This window comes from Neobacillus mesonae (assembly GCF_023715155.1).
Lineage (GTDB): Bacteria > Bacillota > Bacilli > Bacillales > Cytobacillaceae > Neobacillus > Neobacillus mesonae_A.
Window position 1 is genome coordinate 1 of sequence record NZ_JAMBNQ010000025.1, and the last position, 18,672, is coordinate 18,672.

At 37.8% G+C, this 18,672-nt stretch carries 20 protein-coding genes; 6 read left to right on the forward strand and 14 right to left on the reverse strand.

The annotated features are described in order from the left end of the window. Positions 1-240: 240 nt before the first annotated feature. The gene (locus M3183_RS17910; protein ID WP_251471857.1) at positions 241-2,517 is read left to right on the forward strand and encodes a UvrD-helicase domain-containing protein; all 2,277 of its coding nucleotides are present in this window, start codon (positions 241-243) and stop codon (positions 2,515-2,517) included. A gap of 40 nt (positions 2,518-2,557) precedes the next feature. Here the strand turns inward: M3183_RS17910 and spoVIF are convergent, their stop codons facing one another. The 7 genes from spoVIF to M3183_RS17945 all read right to left on the reverse strand — a co-directional run bounded on the left by spoVIF (position 2,558) and on the right by M3183_RS17945 (position 6,167). Then, complete coding sequence (gene spoVIF / locus M3183_RS17915) at positions 2,558-2,812, reverse strand: sporulation-specific transcription regulator SpoVIF (RefSeq protein WP_251471967.1); 255 nt, start codon at positions 2,810-2,812, stop codon at positions 2,558-2,560. A 115-nt stretch (positions 2,813-2,927) separates the two neighbouring features. Then, the gene (locus M3183_RS17920; RefSeq protein ID WP_251471858.1) at positions 2,928-3,047 is read right to left on the reverse strand and encodes a YjcZ family sporulation protein; all 120 of its coding nucleotides are present in this window, start codon (positions 3,045-3,047) and stop codon (positions 2,928-2,930) included. 108 nt (positions 3,048-3,155) lie between these two features. Next, entirely contained in the window at positions 3,156-3,512 is a 357-nt protein-coding gene (gene spoVAE, locus M3183_RS17925; protein ID WP_251471859.1) for a stage V sporulation protein AE, read from the reverse strand. 12 nt (positions 3,513-3,524) lie between these two features. Then, positions 3,525-4,544: a stage V sporulation protein AD gene (spoVAD, locus tag M3183_RS17930; protein WP_251471860.1), complete on the reverse strand. Its 1,020-nt coding sequence runs from the start codon at positions 4,542-4,544 to the stop codon at positions 3,525-3,527. Continuing rightward, positions 4,545-5,021, reverse strand: a complete 477-nt coding sequence (spoVAC, locus tag M3183_RS17935) for a stage V sporulation protein AC (protein ID WP_251471861.1) — start codon at positions 5,019-5,021, stop codon at positions 4,545-4,547. It abuts the gene before it with no gap. Between the two features lie 15 nt (positions 5,022-5,036). After that, entirely contained in the window at positions 5,037-5,501 is a 465-nt protein-coding gene (locus M3183_RS17940) for a sporulation protein (RefSeq protein ID WP_251471862.1), read from the reverse strand. Positions 5,502-5,807: 306 nt separating this feature from the next. Further along, the gene (locus M3183_RS17945; protein WP_251471863.1) at positions 5,808-6,167 is read right to left on the reverse strand and encodes a DUF1360 domain-containing protein; all 360 of its coding nucleotides are present in this window, start codon (positions 6,165-6,167) and stop codon (positions 5,808-5,810) included. A gap of 135 nt (positions 6,168-6,302) precedes the next feature. On the opposite strand from M3183_RS17945, the gene M3183_RS17950 reads away from it, so the two are divergent. Further along, a complete protein-coding gene (locus tag M3183_RS17950) occupies positions 6,303-6,818 on the forward strand; it encodes a CotY/CotZ family spore coat protein (RefSeq protein ID WP_251471864.1) in 516 nt (171 codons plus the stop codon). A 44-nt stretch (positions 6,819-6,862) separates the two neighbouring features. Here M3183_RS17950 and M3183_RS17955 read toward each other — a convergent pair whose 3' ends face one another. Continuing rightward, positions 6,863-7,372, reverse strand: coding sequence for a CotO family spore coat protein (locus tag M3183_RS17955; RefSeq protein ID WP_251471865.1), 510 nt, complete (start codon positions 7,370-7,372; stop codon positions 6,863-6,865). A gap of 385 nt (positions 7,373-7,757) precedes the next feature. Between M3183_RS17955 and fabI the strand changes: the two genes are divergently transcribed. Next, positions 7,758-8,537, forward strand: a complete 780-nt coding sequence (gene fabI / locus M3183_RS17960) for an enoyl-ACP reductase FabI (RefSeq protein ID WP_251471866.1) — start codon at positions 7,758-7,760, stop codon at positions 8,535-8,537. A gap of 113 nt (positions 8,538-8,650) precedes the next feature. Here fabI and M3183_RS17965 read toward each other — a convergent pair whose 3' ends face one another. Beyond that, on the reverse strand, positions 8,651-10,522 hold the full coding sequence (locus M3183_RS17965; RefSeq protein ID WP_251471867.1) for a monovalent cation:proton antiporter family protein: 1,872 nt from the start codon (positions 10,520-10,522) through the stop codon (positions 8,651-8,653). A 63-nt stretch (positions 10,523-10,585) separates the two neighbouring features. Between M3183_RS17965 and prpE the strand changes: the two genes are divergently transcribed. Continuing rightward, entirely contained in the window at positions 10,586-11,326 is a 741-nt protein-coding gene (gene prpE, locus M3183_RS17970; RefSeq protein ID WP_251471868.1) for a bis(5'-nucleosyl)-tetraphosphatase PrpE, read from the forward strand. A 24-nt stretch (positions 11,327-11,350) separates the two neighbouring features. On the opposite strand, the gene M3183_RS17975 is transcribed toward prpE, so the two are convergent. The 4 genes from M3183_RS17975 to M3183_RS17990 form a co-directional block, all read right to left on the reverse strand. Beyond that, positions 11,351-12,250 carry an RluA family pseudouridine synthase gene (locus M3183_RS17975; protein WP_251471869.1) on the reverse strand — a complete coding sequence of 300 codons (900 nt, stop codon included), beginning with the start codon at positions 12,248-12,250 and terminating at the stop codon, positions 11,351-11,353. 21 nt (positions 12,251-12,271) lie between these two features. Beyond that, positions 12,272-13,066, reverse strand: a complete 795-nt coding sequence (locus tag M3183_RS17980; protein ID WP_251471870.1) for an NAD kinase — start codon at positions 13,064-13,066, stop codon at positions 12,272-12,274. Positions 13,067-13,091: 25 nt separating this feature from the next. Then, a complete protein-coding gene (gene yjbM / locus M3183_RS17985; RefSeq protein WP_251471871.1) occupies positions 13,092-13,730 on the reverse strand; it encodes a GTP diphosphokinase in 639 nt (212 codons plus the stop codon). 469 nt (positions 13,731-14,199) lie between these two features. Next, positions 14,200-14,559: a UPF0738 family protein gene (locus M3183_RS17990; RefSeq protein ID WP_251471872.1), complete on the reverse strand. Its 360-nt coding sequence runs from the start codon at positions 14,557-14,559 to the stop codon at positions 14,200-14,202. Positions 14,560-14,664: 105 nt separating this feature from the next. Between M3183_RS17990 and M3183_RS17995 the strand changes: the two genes are divergently transcribed. Then, positions 14,665-15,255: a CYTH domain-containing protein gene (locus tag M3183_RS17995; RefSeq protein WP_251471873.1), complete on the forward strand. Its 591-nt coding sequence runs from the start codon at positions 14,665-14,667 to the stop codon at positions 15,253-15,255. Positions 15,256-15,438: 183 nt separating this feature from the next. Further along, positions 15,439-16,311 (forward strand): ClpXP adapter SpxH family protein, encoded by an 873-nt coding sequence (locus tag M3183_RS18000; protein WP_251471874.1) that lies wholly within the window; start codon positions 15,439-15,441, stop codon positions 16,309-16,311. Between the two features lie 511 nt (positions 16,312-16,822). Here M3183_RS18000 and pepF read toward each other — a convergent pair. Continuing rightward, positions 16,823-18,643 carry an oligoendopeptidase F gene (pepF, locus tag M3183_RS18005; protein ID WP_251471875.1) on the reverse strand — a complete coding sequence of 607 codons (1,821 nt, stop codon included), beginning with the start codon at positions 18,641-18,643 and terminating at the stop codon, positions 16,823-16,825. Positions 18,644-18,672 lie beyond the last annotated feature (29 nt).

The window sequence follows — 18,672 nt, forward strand, 5'->3', positions numbered from 1 at the left end:
AGTTTTGCCTTCAAGTCCTCCGCACGAAATCTCACGATACTCGCACTACCTGTCAGCTATACATTTCCGCCACAACGGCATGTTAGGGACTTGCACCCTCTAGAGCGAAGCGCTGCCAAGCGCACAAAGGAAGCACTTGCTCATTGGCAGGTGCTTTTTGATGTCTAAAAGGTCTTTCAGGCAGCTTCATCATTTGTTATGATAGAACATGTGTTATTTTTTGAAACAGAGGTACTTATAATGAAAACAGCTGTTTATCGAAATCAGACGATTACACTTGAACAATTAAATCGTGAAGAATATCAAAAATTATATAATGCTGGAAAAAATAATGAATTACATTGTCCCAATTGTAAAGAAAAAGTCCAGCTTTTCCTTGGCATTCGGAGAGAACCTTGTTTTTTTCATACCCATTCTCCGGAAAAAGAATGCCCTGAACCGCTTATTGAACAAAAAGTAAGCAGCCATTACATTGAAAGAAATGGTTTTAGAGTTCCTCAAGGAAGAACCATTATTGAAACCGCACCTTCAGTAAAACTTTTTAAGAGAGCTTTAGCCGTTAAATCTCCAGCCTTTGCCAATGAAAAAAGCTGTGATGAATACTCTGTTCATTCTTCTTACCTTCAGCTTCTCGCGGAAAATGGAGTGATGTTAGATGAAAATCAAGCTGCTGCCGTTACCAATACGGATGGTTCCTTATTAGTGCTGGCTGGGGCCGGAAGCGGAAAAACAAGGGTACTGACAGCGAGGACAGCTTTCATGCTGAATGTCGAACAAATCGACCCTCGTTCCATCATGTTAGTCACTTTCACCTCAAAAGCTGCTGCTGAAATGAAGAACAGGCTGCACTCATATCCCAAAATGACTAAAAAAAATATCCAACCGCTATTAACTGGAACGTTTCATAGCATCTTTTATCGTATTCTCATGTTTCATGATGGCGCAAACTGGGCTAGTGACAAACTATTAAAAAAAGAATGGCAGCGTGAAAAAATACTGAAAGAAGCAGGGACGGAATTGGATTTATCCGAAAAAGAATTTGCCTTTGACGCGGCACTGCAGCAAATTAGTTATTGGAAAAACTCATTAACTAGTCCACAAGAAATTAAGCCTTCAACTGATTGGGAAGAAAAGGTGCATTATTTATACAAAAGATATGAAGAGTATAAAAAGCATAACGGGTTATTCGATTTTGATGATATGCTTCTAGGCTGTTATCAGCTGTTTCGGACAACTCCTAAGCTTCTTGAGTATTATCAAAATCGTTTTCAATATTTTTTAATCGATGAATTTCAAGATATCAATAAGGTGCAATACGAACTGATGAAATTATTGTCCAGCAAGCATAAAAATGTCTGTGCCGTTGGTGACGATGATCAAGCCATTTATTCATTCAGGGGGAGTGATCCAAGTTATTTGCTGGATTTCGAAAAAGATTTTCCATCTGCAAAGGTCATTACATTGGATCAAAATTACCGCTCTGCACATGAGATTGTCTCATCAGCCAATCAAATGATTGCGCTAAATAAAAATCGGAAGCTAAAGCAAATGAAAGCACAATTTTCAAGCGGCACCCCGCCTTTCATTTTTTTCCCTTATGATGAGGAAGAAGAAGCCACCATGATTGTAACGGATATGCAGGAGAGAATTTTAAAAGGGGCAAAGCCAGGCGACTTTGCTATTCTATATCGTACAAATGCAGGATCACGTGCTATTTTTGAAAGATTGGCAGGCTCAAGCCTTCCATTTAAAATTGATCAAGATAGCGATTCCTTCTATGACCGTTATATAGTAAGATGTGTGCTGTCCTTTCTTAAAGTCAGTTTAAATGAAGATGATGCTAAAAGTCTTTCTGAAATATTGCCATTGTTATTTTTAAAACAGTCTTTACTAAAAGACATCAAGGCTATCAGCATCCTAGAGGATTGCAGTTTTCTTGAAGGAGTATCTTATTTAAAAACCACCCATGCGTTTCAAGAAAAGAAACTAAAAAAAGCTGTTCCATTAATCCGAAGCCTTAAAGAGCTGGATCCTGTAAAAGCAGTAGAAAAAATCGAAAAGGATATTGGGTTTCTTGATTTTCTTAAAAAGCGCGGCAGTGAAGCCAGTCAAATTGAAAAAGGATCAGATGACTTAAAAGATTTAAAGGTGGCAGCGAAAAGTTTTGAAACCATTGAGGCTCTGATAGCTCATTCAGAACATATATCTGCAATGAACAAAGAAATTAAGAAATTAAGCAGACATTTTACGGATGCAATTACATTAAGTACTATTCACCGGTCAAAAGGGCTGGAATACAAAATTGTATATTTGCTTGGTGCTGTCGATGGAAGTATCCCGCACGATTACTCCCTGGATAGTGCAAGAAATGGTGATTTCGCTGGACTCGAAGAAGAACGCCGGTTATTTTACGTGGCAATGACCAGAGCACAGGAAGAGCTGTTAATCTCTGCACCAGAAACAAGACGCGGTAAAAATGCAAACCGCTCCAGATTCTTAAAACCTTTATTAAAGTAGTTAAAAAGGCCAATTTCCATAGGGAAACGGGCCTTTTTAACTATTTTTTATTAATCATTTTTGAAATGGTATCGAAATTCAGCTTACTGCCGTCATTAATAATCGTCTTGACAATTTGATCTTCTAGATCTCTGCTTACTGGTTTGTTTGCAAGCTTGGAAACTCTTTTAATGACACTGCGAACAGTTTTTTCATCCCTGAAATTAGCATTCTGTAAGGAATTGGCTAAATCAAAAACATCTTTCATGTTCACGCCGGTTTTCTTTTCTATATTCTTAAAGAAACCATTATCCATGTTCAAAACTCACACTCCTTCATTAACTACTTTATTGTATGAAGGAGCAAGAAAATGGTGCAAAGAAAGGGCTGGCCAATTTGACCAACCCTTTCCACAGCCTTCCTTCAATTAATTAATACCAGCTAGCGCCGACAATAATTAAAAGAATGAACAATACAACGATTAATACGAAGCTTCCGCCATAGCCGAAGCCTCCGCCATAGCCATATCCGCCATATCCTCCGAAGCACATAGATAAAGTCACCTCACTTTAGTTATCTCATTAATAACATATGAAATCACTAAAGGATGTGTATAGGCAATGGCAAGCATATCAATTAATTGAGCGAAAAATAAGCATTTATCCTTTAGGTTTAAACAGCAGTGCACCTATAAAACCAAATACAATCGCAGCGGATATACCGGAGCTCGTTACCTGGAACATGCCAGTTAACACACCAATTATTCCGTGTTTGTCAGCATCTTGAAGTGCCCCATGCACTAATGAATTCCCAAAGCTGGTAATTGGGATAGTCGCCCCTGCACCGGCGAAATCCACAAGAGGCTCATATAATCCAAAACCATCTAATACTGCTCCGATGACAACCATCAGACTTAATGTATGGCCAGGTGTTAATTTTGCAACATCAAATAAAAGCTGTCCGATTACACAAATGAGTCCTCCAACGACAAATGCCCAAAAAAACATTGCAAACAAGTATATCACCCCTCAAGAATTATTCATTTCTATTGCAACAGCATGAGCTATACACGGTATTGACTCATTTTGCTGAAAGCTTAGCGGAGATAATAAAGCACCGGTAGCCACAACCAAAATTCGCTTGTAGGTGCCTTTTTTCATTTCATTTAGCAAATGTCCATAAAGAACGGTTGCTGAACATGCTGCACCGCTTGCACCGGCATTTACTGGCTGATCTTCTTTATAAATCAGCAGTCCGCAGTCTTGAAATTGTTTTCTTTCTAATTTAAGTCCGCTTTTATTAATTAATTCAAATGCGATATCATGTCCTATTCTGCCAAGGTCACCGGTAATAATTAAATCATAATAAGAAGGGTCTAATTGCAAATCACGAAAATGGGCCATAATGGTATCTGCTGCTGCAGGTGCCATCGCACCTCCCATATTAAATGGGTCCGTTAGCCCCATATCAATGACCTTTCCAATGGTCGCGGAAATTGTAACCGGTACATTTTGGTCAGGATCATTTGGCTGGATGAGTGCAATTCCGGCACCGGTAACTGTCCATTGAGCTGTTGGCGGCTTTTGCCCGCCATATTCCGTTGGATATCGGAACTGCCGTTCAGCTGCGGCATTATGACTGGCAGCACCTGTTAAAACGTATTTTGCACTTTGGTAATTGACGACAAAGGAGGCTAAAGCCAAACCTTCCATCGATGTGGAACAAGCGCCGAAAAGACCAAAGTATGGAATTTGCAATGTCCGAGCCGCAAAACTGGTTGGTGTAATTTGGTTAATTAAATCCCCGGCAAACAAAAACTGAACCTGTTCTTTTTCAATTTTTCCTTTTTTTAAGGCAATTTTTGCCGCCTCTTCAATTAATACCCGATGTGCCTTTTCATAAGAGTCCTGTCCAATCCAAAGATCTTCAAATAGAAGATCAAATTCGTTTGCAAGTTTTCCATTTGCTTCAAACGGTCCCCCTGTTACTCCCGTTGCTGAAATCATTGGCCGCTTGTCAAAGACCCATGATTGATGTCCCTGTAACAATTACAATCCCCCCCAGATACTCAGTAACGTTTTTATTAATGCAACAACAAAGGCTGAAAAAACGCCAAACAGGATTACTGATCCCGCGAGCTTGAACATATTGCCGCCAACACCAAGAACAAATCCTTCTGTACGATGTTCAATGCAGGCAGAGATCACTGCATTACCAAATCCAGTTACAGGGACAGCACTGCCTGCTCCTGCAAATTGTCCAATCCGGTCATAAACACCGAAACCTGTTAACAGCATAGCGAAAAAGACCATGGTTGCAACGGTTGGATTACCAACACTTTGCTCGGTAAAGTTAAAAAAGTATATGTAGAAATAACTCACTGCCTGACCTACAACACAAAATAGACCGCCAACCCAAAATGCCTTTATACAATTTTTCAGAACTGGTCTTTTAATTTCATGTTTTTGCTGTATTTGTTGATAATTTTGCTGCTGGGGCGTCATTTTCTTTTGCTTGCTTGCCATCTTCTTCTTCCTTTCTTACTTTAAGTCTTCTGTCATTTTAATTATTTCCTTTAATCGTTTTTCGGCTTGTTTTTTTGTAAATTTTTCTGACTTTATTTTTTCCTCCAGCCTGACTGCCTCTAGAAAAATTTTATAATCACTGGATACTGTAAATTTCTCATCCGGATATTTCTTTTCCAGCTTCTTAGTTACTTCTTTTTCAATTTTCTTCATCCGAAATCGCTGAAGATGTTTCACTTTATACACGACAAGGATATCTTTTTCCCCTTTTACAATCGCTATATCATACAGCTGTGGAAAGGTCTCAACATCCTCTTTAATACTTTTCCCTAAGCTCTGTCCATCATGATCCGTAACCACTGGTCCGGGATTGGTTGTTTTCATAAGAGCTAACTGGCTGTCCTTCACCTCTTGGTTCTGACTACAGGAGGCAAGTACAAAAATGATAGAAAATAACAGCAAAGGACGAATGGTAAACATATATTTTTCTTTCCCTTCTCGATAAAATCAACATTCATTAGTACCATATAGTTTTTTCGATATCATCTAAAATTATGACTAAATTGGAATTAAAAAACTGCCGGAGTTTCTCCAGCAGTTTTTACCATTTATTTACTCTTCTTTTTTCCGCAGCCGCAGCCTTGTTTTTTAACCAAATTAGAATTTGCAGACTTACTCTTTTTTACATTTGTTTTTCTCTGCTTCATTTTCTTCTCCCCTTTTACCACCGATTTATTCTCTCTAGTAAGATATGAAAAAAAGACTGACCTTGTCTAAACAATATTCTTATTTTTCAATAATTCGCTGAATAATTGTTTCAATCAATGAGGCAATACCCGCGATTGCCAGAATCAGAATAATCGGGACAGAATATACTGGGAAAAGGAAAAAAATTGCGACAACGAGTGCTGCCATCCAAATTCCGGTGCACCAGTAGCAGCTCAAGAGTTCCCCCATGAAATGCTTAAAACCTCTTTGCTTGGGTGAATAATAAACCTCTAGTTCTCCCACTTCATTTTCCATTTCAACTTCATCGAAAAAAGGAGCTCTTAAAAATTCAGTAATTTTATCAAAAACCAATAATCTTGTCAGCCTAAAGCTGGCAAAGGACAAAATCAATAACTGTAAAAAGGTGATATCCTTCATATAACAAACCTTCCCTTCTTCCTTAATTCATGCGCCTAATTTTGCTAAATAAGGCAATTGTCCGTAACCCAAATGGCCGTCATGAAATATGTTAGTAATGTAAGATATATATATTAGATTAAGGAGGAAAAATAAATGGGTTGTGGAAAATCTCACCACGATATGGGTAGTGGAAATTGTGTATGCCAAGTAGTTCGCGCAATTAATGATCTCCAACAAGCTGTCGCCGCAGAAGAATGCCAGCCATGTACCAGCTGTTTTAACGAGCCGCTTGGTTCACTGGTATCCCCTGCAAATGCAGATACACGGGTGTTTATGCTTAAAACAGCCGATGGAACACCATTTAGTGCATTCTTTTCACAAGATGGTAATCCTTTTTGCTTATCAGTTTATTTCCGCGTAGAAGATGTTTTCGATAATTGCTGTGCAACACTTCGAGTTTTAGAACCTACAAACATCACAGGGACCACTGAAACTCCAGTAAATCTTCTCAATACTACTACAAAAGGCGGTTCCGGATGCTGCGTTAACCTTGGAGCTTTATGCGAAGTCAACAATTTCAATTCAACAGATGAATGTGTTACAGTTGATTTAAGCTGCTTCTGTGCTATCCAATGTATCGCCGATGTAAACTTAGGAATTTGCGATTAATAACGAATCAAATGGCCAGTCGTTAAACGGCTGGCCCTTTTCTATTACCTTTTTAATCCAATCATGATGATGTTTTGTATTTCATCAACCGGAATTGTTTTGGTTGTTTTATTATGAAATTGAATCGTGACTTCATTATCTTCGTAATCAGTGAGATATCCTTGGTAATTTCGGTTTGCAGCAGTATAAAAAACACATGGGATAGGCGGAAGGACTTTTGGAATATTGAGCAGGTAGTCAATTCTTTCAGATATATTCATCTCATTAAATGGTTTGACCCGCTTTAAGGCAGGATGTTTTGTTTCTTTTTGCTGTAAAACAGCCTCAGTTTGGGTGTCTTCAAATCTTTCCAGTTCAATCGGTATAGGTTCCTCAAATTGATCTATATTTTTTAATGGCTTTATTGTCTTTTCTTCTATCCCCTTCTCTTCCTCTAAATGTTCGTTTCCACCAGGTTTGTATGTGTATACTTCCTGCATATTAGAGTTAAGTGGTGTTCTTTGGAATGTCTGATTAATAAATAGCAGCGGTCCCCTGATTTTCTTTTTGGGCATCAATCTCACCTCCTGTCACATCTCTACACTCTATATGTATGCTAAATGCCTATACGCGTTAACGGTAATTTTCCAGTACCATGCAAAAAAGCCAGTAATATTCCCGGCTAAAGAGCGTAACTCGAAAACCAGGATACCAGGTTTCAAACTTCCTGACCTCACTTCTTCATTTTCATTAAACTAATTTGTAAGGGAAAAAAATAATAAAAGTTCAATACAACTTATCGATGTATAAAAGCACATTTTACTCTTGTTTGTAATTCAAATACTAGGGCACAATGAATGAATAATAGTAAATGTTATTTCAAATATAGTATCAGATGCTAAAACCATATATAATAAAAATGTAGATAATTAACTAACAATAATTATTTTGGAGGATGAAATGGAAGATTTACTAAAATTAGAAGGAAAAAACGTGGTTGTGACTGGGATTGCCAACGAGCGGAGTATTGCTTGGGGCATTGCACAATCTCTTTACAAAGCTGGTGCTAATGTAATTTATACATATCGTTTAGACAGATCCCTGCAAAAATTGACGAAGCTATTAGAAAAAAACGGGCATCCCACAGATATGATTTTCCAATGTGACGCAAATGATGATGAAAGTATTCACAAAGCTTTTACGGAAATTGGCGAAAAAGTGGGGGTCATACACGGACTAGTTCATTCCATCGCTTTTGCACACGCTGAAGATTTACATGGAGAGTTTATTAATACTTCAAGAGATGGTTTTGCCTTTGCACATGATACAAGTGCCTATTCATTAATTGCCATTGCAAGAGAAGCTAAACCTTTTATGACAGAAGGCGGTTCTATTGTCACTATGAGTTATCTAGGCGCCCAACGTGCAGTAGAAAAATACAACCTTATGGGGGTAGCAAAAGCAGCTCTTGAATCAAGCGTAAGATATTTAGCTCTTGAATTAGGAAAAGATGATATCAGAGTAAATGCTATTTCAGCTGGGGCAATTAGAACACTTGCAGCAAAAGGCATTCCTGGCTTTAATGACATCCTGAGGATTATTGAAGAAAAAGCACCTTTAAAACGTAATGTTACACAAGAAGAAGTTGGAGATATGGCAGTTGCGATGTTAAGCTATCTATCACGAGGCGTAACAGGAGAAATCGTTTACGTTGACTCCGGCTACAATATTATTGGTTAATATTAGGATACTAAAAAAAGACCGAATGCGGTCTTTTTTTAGTATCCTTTAATATACATCCATTCCTGTTTACAGTGTAACTTCCAATTAAAGGGTTGTTGTCTTAAAAATCCCTAATAAAAACTTTTTGCATTCTCACTGAATTCTAATTCCCTTTTCAGTTCATCAACATATTCTTTTGAACCAGTAACAATTAAGCGGTCAAACATCTGCAGCTCCGTATCGCCATGAGGTACGATTGAATCGTTTCCACGGAAAATACGGACAATAATAACATCTCCAGTAAATGGGAACCTTCTTAAAGACATTCCTTCATACTCTTCATTCTTCATAACAATTTCATAAAGTCCAGTATCTTGGTTTGTCAAAATATTAATCACATTCGGTGATTCAATCATTGCCCGAAGTAAAGCCTTTGTGGACATAAAGGAAGAAAATACCTCAACTTGGTGATCCCGCAGATTTTTCTCCAGTTCGGGCTGTTCAATTCGGACAATTACGCGCGGAACGCCTTTCTCTTTAGCGGCAATGGCCAATCTTGCATTTAGTTCTTCATTTCCAGTTGAAATAACTACCACTTCAGATTGAAATACCCTCGTATCTTCTATGGTATCTAACGAATAATCTGCAATGTCCTCGATTTCAAACAGCGAATTATTAACCGGCTTTTCCGCCTTCTCTATTTTAGGATGATAAAGAACTGGATCATATAATCCGGATTTTAATTCCCTAGATACTGGTAAAGTAATCTGATTAGCACCAAGAAATGAAACCGGAATTTTTTTATGAACTACAGTCTCTTTCGGGAATAACTTTTTAAACACAATTGGTGTCAAAATGGAGGTAATCACGGCTACTAAAATTAATGTTCCTTTCATTTGTTCGGTAATTACTCCAATCCTTTCACCTATCGTTGCAGCTGCTATAACCAGCGATAATGTCGAGGTTAACAAAAAGACAGATGAGATCACTGTTTTTGTGTCATACCAAATTTTAAGCAGGTATACTGGAATAAGTTTAGAAACCAATAAACCGATAAGTAAGAGTGGAATTAGCAGCAACAGCTTTTTTTCACTAAGCAATGACCAAATATCAAGTTCTACTCCGACCATTACGAAGAAGATTGGAATTAAAAACCCATATCCAAATGAGTCAAGCTTATGCACCAATTCTTGATTTGGTGATAATAGTGAAACCAGGACTCCCGCCAAGAAAGCCCCCAATATATTCTCTGCCCCTACTGTTTCAGATAAGCCTACTAAAACAATAATCAAGGTAAAGACAGCTCTTGTACCGATTTGTACCGTTCCAGTTGACAATGTCTCGACAAAAGTACGGCTTTTGAACATTTTTCCAAGAAAATAAAGGATGATACCAGCAGCAAATAGGACAAGGAGCAGCCATGTATTTTCATGGTTAGGTTCATAAATTGAGACAAAAACAGCTAATAAAATCATAGTTGCTAGGTCTGCTATGACGGCTATTAATAAAATAATTTGACCAATAACTGTCTTCATTAAATGTGCCTCTTTTAGTGTTGGCACAACCACCCCCAATGAGATGGTGGATATGATCAGCGTCATGAGAAAAGCATTATCAATGAAACCTGCCAGTACGAATAAATAGGATAGACCTAAAGAAAGGACAAAAATACCGCCAAAAATAATCGAAGATACTGCAAATGAGTTTGGTTCCTTTTTGCCATTTGGGAGAATTTCACGCTTTTTTCCACCGGTAAATGCAGAGAAGTCAATCTCTAAACCGCTCAGAAACATTAGAAAAATAAAACCAAGTGTTGATAGTGTAGAAAGCCACATGTCTTCGTGAACAATATTAAATCCGCTCTTTCCTAAGATAAGACCCATAATAATTTCTGCTACAACAACGGGTATAAAATTTAATTTTAAACGATGTAAAATAATGGGTGTTAAAAACGCCATTGTGACCACAATAAGCAATGAAGTGATTGAAACATGCTGTTCCATTTTACGCCTCCTCTTAAAAGCCTAACATTAAATTTATTTTAGAAAAAATAAGGTGGCTTGATTATGAAAATTGATATTATTGGTGATATTCACGGATGCTATCATGAATTCAAGGAACTTACAAGTCAACTTGGGTATAAATGGGATAGTGGAATCCCTCTCCACCCAGACAAACGAATCCTTGGATTTGTTGGTGATTTAACAGACCGCGGGCCTGAATCGCTGAAAATGATCAATATTGTGTGGCAGCTTGTGATGGTGCAGAAAAAAGCTGTCTATACACCAGGAAATCACTGCAATAAGCTGTACCGTTTCTTTCTTGGCAACAAGGTTCAAATTACCCATGGACTTGAAACAACTGTGGCTGAATATGAATCATTATATAAAAAAGACCAGCAGTCCATTCGTAATAAATTTATCCAGTTGTATGAAAACGCTCCTCTTTATGCAGTTTTAGACAATGAAAAACTGATCATTGCCCACGCAGGAATTAAACAGAAATACATTGGAAAGCAGGATGCAAAGGTCAAACAATTTGTCTTTTACGGAGACATTACCGGAGAAAAAAATCCCGATGGTACACCAGTTAGAAAAGATTGGGCCAAAAACTATACAGGCACATCATGGATTGTCTACGGTCATACACCTGTAAAGGAACCAAGGATGATCAACCATACCTATAACATAGACACTGGTGCAGTATTTGGCGGCAAACTTACGGCATTAAGATATCCAGAAATGAAGTTAATTTCTGCCCCTTCTACTATGCCATATCTCGAGGAAAAATTTAAACAATTTGATTAGAAAAGCTAAAAAAGAGGCTGCCTTCTAGTCAGCCTCTAAGAGTTGAAACAAATCATCAGGAAGCGGTGCGGTAAAGCACATTTCCTCCCCTGTAAATGGATGTTCAAATTTTAATTTTTTACAATGCAATGCCTGGCGGTTTAATTTCCTATTAATAGGACCTCCATATAAATCGTCACCAATTAGCGGGTGTCCGATGAAAGCCATATGAACCCTGATTTGATGAGTGCGGCCTGTCCCTAGGTTTAGCTCTACATGTGTAAATGATGGAAATCTTTCAAGCACATGATAATGGGTACATGCATACTGACCATCTTCACGAACTTCCCGTTCAATAATACTGCTATCTTTTCGTCCTATAGGGGCTGTAATCGTCCCGCTGGAATCTGCTATATTGCCGCTTGCGAAGGCTTCGTAGGTCCTTTCCACCTTCCTTTTACGCTGCATTATGCTAAACAAATGATGTACATGACGGTGTTTAGCGACTAAAACAATTCCTGACGTATTCCGGTCAAGCCGCGTAACTATATGGGGAGCTGCACCCAAACCTTGCCTTTGATAATATCCAACAAGGGCATTCGCTAAACTGCCAGATGGATGTTCCCTGGATGGGATTGTATTCATTTCCGGCGGCTTATTCACAACTAGAAGAAATTCATCCTCAAATAAAATGGTAAGCGGCAGTTCCTCTCCTTTGGCACCCTCGCTGGGTATTTCGGGAGGAAAGGCCACCATTAGTTCATCACCAGTTTGGAGAACATATCTAACATTTACATCTTCTCCGTTTATACGGATACTTCCGCCTTTAAATTTTATATCCGTCAATGCCGTACGTGAAATATCCTCATTTTTCAAGAAATCCTTGATCTGTAATCCTGCATTTTGTTCTTTTATACACCACTTCAAATTAAATCGTGATGTCATCTGTTCTCTCCTAATACAACCTTAATCTGAAATAAAAGAATCATGAACTCTTTTCCAGAATGGGAACGGACGAAAACGGGCAAACCGTATTTTTTCTTCTGGAACCCTAAACTGGATCGATTTTACGTCTTTATGCAGTAATGTTAAATGATCAATGGTTACCTGAAAATCAGAGCGGTTTACCGGTTTTAAAAGGCAGGTATGATGTGCCGGGAGTATTAGCGGAGACCCGACTGTCCTAAATACTTTATTGTTGATTGAAGCCATCTCTGCCACCTGGATAGCAGAAATAGATGGATGAATGATAGCCCCGCCAAGTGCCTTATTATATGCGGTGCTCCCGGATGGCGTCGATACACACAATCCATCTCCCCTGAAACGTTCAAAATGCTGTCCGCGGATTTCAACATCGATGACGAGAGTTCCATCAATACTTTTAACTGTTGATTCATTTAGGGCTAAATACCTTGCTTCTTTGCCGGCATGAGAGTAACGGATGATGACCTCAAGAAGCGGATATTCCACTACTTGAAAAGGAGTTTTGGCAATCGCAATGACAAGTTTTTCGATTTCGTCAGGGATCCAATCCGCATAAAAGCCAAGATGACCCGTATGAATTCCAACAAAAGCCGTTTTACTCAGCCTGCTGCTGTAACGGTGAAAAGCGTAGAGTAAAGTGCCATCCCCGCCAATCGAAATTACGATATCAGGCTGATCTTCATCATAAGATAAATCAAAGTCGAGTAAATACGTCCTAATTTTATGCATCAATATATTTGATTTTTGATCCCCTTTTGACGTAATCGCAAATTTCATATCTTTACTCCTCATTTAAATACTTTTAATTTTTCTCTTCCTGCTTCAATTCTTTTTTTCTTGTAAAAAAAGCCTGTGCCTCTTTAATCTCACCGCGTATTAATGACATTTCCTCATCCAAACGGAAAGCTGCTTCTGCCGCCCTTTTAAGCCGCATTTGAATATCGGAAGGAAATACACCTTTATACTTATAGTTAAGAGAATGCTCAATGGTCGCCCAAAAATTCATTGCCAGCGTCCGGATTTGTATTTCTGCCAAAATTTTCTTTTCCCCATGAATAGTTTGGACTGGATACTGAATGACTACATGATAAGAACGGTAACCGCTTGTTTTTTTATGAGAAATATAATTTCTCTCCTCCATTATTTCAAAGTCGTTTCGGTTTCTTAGTATTTCCACCACCAAACGAATATCCTCTACAAACTGGCACATAATCCGGAGTCCTGCAATATCCTGCATTTCCTCTTCTAATTTATCAAGCGGTATTCCTTTTTGATTTGCCTTATCAAGAATACTGGCGATTGGTTTCACTCTGCCTGTAACGAATTCTATAGGTGAATGATCAGAGTCAAGGTAAAATTGCCCCCTCATACCTTTTAATTTTACTTTTAGTTCATCAACTGCCTGTTTATAAGGAGCTAAAAATTGGTCCCAATGCTTCATTCAATCCACCTCGATGCAAATTTAAAAAAACGATAGCGCCTCGGTCAGCATCAGGCATAGCAAATGTACTTCTGCCCTGAAAGCCTCTCTTTACATTTTAGTGCAGAAGATTATTTGCCTACGAGGTGCTTGGCGCTGAAGCTGGATAATTCATATATTCAAAAGATCTGTACTATTTTTAAATGAAAAGTTATGTAAACTTGGCTGTTGATTTTTGCTCGACAATGAAGGTTTCTCAAGCATTGGCATCACACGAATAAAAGCGATAACTGTTTGAAGGAGGCACAAGCGGTTCGAGGACGTTTCGTAAGCCTCCCCCCTGGCACGTACTTCGCAGGACATTGATATACATCTCTGAATCCACCGACGCACCGAAGGAAATGCGTTAGCATTTACGAAGAGTTTTACTGCCTTTTGCTGCAATCAACAGAATAATAAAAAATCAACACCACTCTTTAACAGAGGTGAATCAAAAAATATCTTCTACCTTTTGGACCATTTCATTTCCATAATTACTATTACCTTTAATATTGCTGATAATGAAGTCTAATTCCTCTTGAAACTGAACTAGTTCCAATTCCTGATCAGTTCCCTTAAGATAGACTGGCAATGTTCTGTCTATACCCGTTTTAATGACTGTCCATTGCTGTTCTGGTATAACGATATATGTATAATCCTCTTGGTCCTCCATTAAATAGATAAAGGAGCAATGTTCAGAATCGACGAGGATTTGTCCTGCTGGTATTAAACCCCTAAGTGAGTCAGATACTTCTAATTGAAGCTTCATTTCAGTTATACTTGCATTTGTGATAGTTATTCTTTGCTTCATCTTCTTCCCCCTAACGTTTAACACCCTTATTTTAGCATATTACAGCCAATTCTCCCAAGAATTACAGTGGGGAGTGGATGGAATTTAAATGAAAGGTTGATTATATTGACACAAAATATAGAAATAGAATTTAAAAATATGCTTACAAAACAAGAGTATGAAAGGCTGCTGAGAGAATTTCATATCGAGGAATATCAAATTTTCTCACAGGAAAATCATTATTTTGATACAGCTGAATTTTCTCTAAAAAGCAAGGGTTCTGCATTACGAATCCGTAAAAAACAAGACCAATTTGAAATGACACTAAAGCAGCCGCAACAAGTCGGGTTACTCGAAACAAATCAAATGGTAAACCAAAAAGAAGTATCAAACGCCATTCAGTCGGGTGTTCTTCCTCCCGGAGAAATTGAAAAAATAATTGAAAAAGAAGGGATTCAATTTCCTAAAATTAAATACTTCGGTTCTCTTCTCACAAATCGTGTCGAACTAAAGTATAAAAATGGACTGCTTGTCCTTGATCACAGCATTTATTTAAATAAAGAGGATTTTGAGCTTGAATTTGAAGCGGCAGATTACCAAGAAGGGAAAGGAGTTTTCAATGAACTGTTGAAGCAATTTGAAATTCCAATCCGGAAAACGAAAAATAAAATCCAACGTTTTTATGAGCAAAAATATTCACAGGACAGCAATTTATAACCTTTTGTTCTTCATTTTTATTTCTTTTAAAACCCTGGTTCTTTGTACACATTAATAATATGTGAACTTCATGATTGGGAAAACTAAAGCAATTAATTTGTGATATGAAATGGGCATTGCTACAATGAACTTACGATGAATAACACCCCAACGTTCGGGTGAAGAAATTGATGGTGACATTTCGTGAATAACTCTTGGTATCTTGGCTCAAAAAAAAATTGTTACTGCCATGATAAAAAGCCGATTGAAATTTACATGTTTATCGACCCGCTTTGCCCTGAATGCTGGGCCCTTGAACCTATTATAAAAAAGCTGCGGATTGAATATGGGAGATATTTTTCATTAAAGCATGTTCTAAGTGGAAGATTGGCAAGTTTAAACCTTAGCAATAAAAAAAATTACGAGAACCTTGCTAAAGTCTGGGAAAAAACAGCGAGCAGATCGGGGATGTCCTGTGATGGAAGCCTATGGCTCGAGAATCCAGTAGATGCTCCTTACAATGTTTCACTTGCCTTAAAAGCTGCAGAACTGCAAGGAAGACGTGCAGGGATTCGTTTTTTACGCAGGATGCAAGAGGTTTTATTTCTTGAAAAACAGAATATTTCTGATTTGGATGTTCTTGAAGAATGTGCAAAGGGTGCGGGATTAGATGTATCGGAATTTGTAAATGATATGCATTCCGAAAGTGCCGCGAAGGCTTTCCAATGTGACTTAAAAATAACGACTGAGATGGATGTAACTGAAATCCCAACATTAGTTTTTTTTAATGAAAATGTGGAAGATGAGGGCATTAAAATTACCGGCTCCTACCCGTATGAGGTATATGTTCAAATACTTGAAGAAATGCTTTCTGAAAAACCAGAAAAAGCATCTCCTCCTTCATTAGAAAGCTTTTTAAAGCATTTTAAATTTGTTGCATCCAAGGAAATTGCAGTTGTTTACAATATGCCAATTGCCCAGGTTGAAAAAGAAATGAAAAAGCTGCTTCTTAAACATGTAGTGGAACAAATCCCCGCAAAATATGGAACATTTTGGCGGTATTTGGAAGAAGAATAGTCAAAAATGGATATATATCCTGCTCATTTTTATGGTGAAAAAAAATGCCTTGCAACAATCGTTGCAGGGCATTTTTCATAATACGAACAAAGGGGATGGGAGAAATTTTTCACGGTCAAACAAAGGGGTTTATGTTTGTTGGTGATCAACTTCACGTATTCAATATAGCATTTAGGTGAAATAAGAACAATAAGATAGCGTCCATTTCACACAATTGTCAAAAAGTCATAATTCTTTGAGCTGGACAATAGACTTGTAGAAATACTGTTTAAATGAATCCCTTTTAAAGGTGGAATCTTAATCGTGAGGAAGTTACCTTACATCGTGATGGCCCTCTTTTTTGTTGTCGCTTTTTTTCTTCACATACTAGCCCTTATGAAAATATTTTCTTTATTGATCAGCGTGCCATTATTATTCCTCTCTATTTTAGTTCTGCTGTTATACATAAATAACAGCAGAAAATTTAAAGGATTTTAAAAAGGCTGGCACCCATTCTGCGCCAGCCTGCTTCTTAATTATGAGTTAACAGCTGCTCCAATTCCCCGAGCTTTTCCTCAAACACTTTAAGTGCATTTTTAACCGGAGCTTCACTCGTCATATCAACTCCTGCTTTTTTTAGCACCTCAATTGGGTAATCAGAACTTCCAGCACTAAGGAAATCAATATAGCGTTTTACCGCAGGCTTTCCTTCTTCAAGGATTTGCTTGCTTAATGCCGTTGCCGCACTGAAACCAGTTGCATATTGATATACATAATAGTCGTAATAGAAATGCGGAATTCTTGCCCATTCCAGACCAATTTCCTCATCGATTACAATTTCGTCTCCGAAATACTTTTTATTAAGATCATAATAAATTTCTGTTAAGGAGTCTGCCGTTAAAGCTTCATTATTTTGTGCTTTTTGATGAATTAAATGTTCAAATTCAGCAAACATCGTCTGGCGGAACACAGTACCACGGAATCCTTCTAAATAATGATTTAAAAGGTAAATCCGTTTTTGTTCATCATCAATTGTTTTTAAAAGATAATCATTCAGCAGTGCTTCATTGCAGGTTGAAGCGACTTCTGCAACAAAGATTGAATAGTTTCCATATGGATATGGCTGTGATTTCCTTGTATAGTAACTATGCACCGAGTGGCCGAATTCATGTGCTAAAGTGAATAAATTATTCACATTATCCTGCCAATTCAAAAGGATATATGGATTTGTTCCATAGGAACCTGACGAGTATGCACCGCTGCGCTTCCCTTTATTTTCATGAACATCTACCCAGCGGTTTTCAAATCCTTGTTTTAATACATTTGCATAGTCCTCGCCTAATGGGGCTAGACCTTTTAACACAATGTCTTTTGCCTCATTATATTTAATTTCCATTTTTACATCTTTCACTAGCGGCGTATATAAATCGTACATATGAAGCTCATTTAACCCCAATACCTTCTTACGTAAGCTTACATACTGATGTAATAGATGGAGATTTTCATTTACCGTGTTCACCAGATTATCATAAACACTTTCAGGTATATTGTTTGCTGAAAGTGCCGCATGTCTGGCAGAATCATATTTTCTTACCCTTGCATTGAAATTATTTTTTTTCACATTGCCGCTCAATGTGCTCGCAAACGTATTTTTAAAATCTCCATATGTTTTATAGACTGCTTTAAAAGCATCATGTCTTACTCTTTGGTCACTGCTCTCCAAGAACCGGGTATAACGGCCATGGGTAACCTCGACCTCTTCACCATTTTCATCTTTAATAGCCGGAAATTTCAAATCGGCATTATTCAGCATTCCAAATGTATTGCTTGAGGTATCCATTACCTCGCCTGCTTCAGCTAATAAGGCTTCTTGCTCCGCACTTAACACATGGGGTCTTTGCAGATTAATTTCCTCAATCGCATGCTCATATAATTTTAACTCCGGTTTTTCATTCAAAAAACCACTGACTTTATTCTCATCCAATGAAAGGATTTCCGGAACAATGAATGCCAATGCACTAGCCACCTGGGAATATAGATTTTTCATCCTGTCATCTAATCCCTGGTAAAAAGAATTCGTTGTATCTTGGTCATATCTCATATGTGAATATGTATATAGTTTCCCAATTCGTTCTAGAAGCTGATCTTCATATTGAAGTGCTTTGTAAAAAGTATCAGCGCTTTCACCTAATTTTCCTTCAAATTCCTTAATTCCAGGAATAAGTCCTAAAACATCCTTGAATTCCTTTTCCCATTCCTCATCACTTGCAAAGATATCCTCCAGTCTCCACGTTTCTTCAACTGGGAGTTCACTTCTTGCTGGAAGGGATTTTACAGCTGATTCATTTACCATTTAGTCATCCTCCATTCTTAATAATTTCG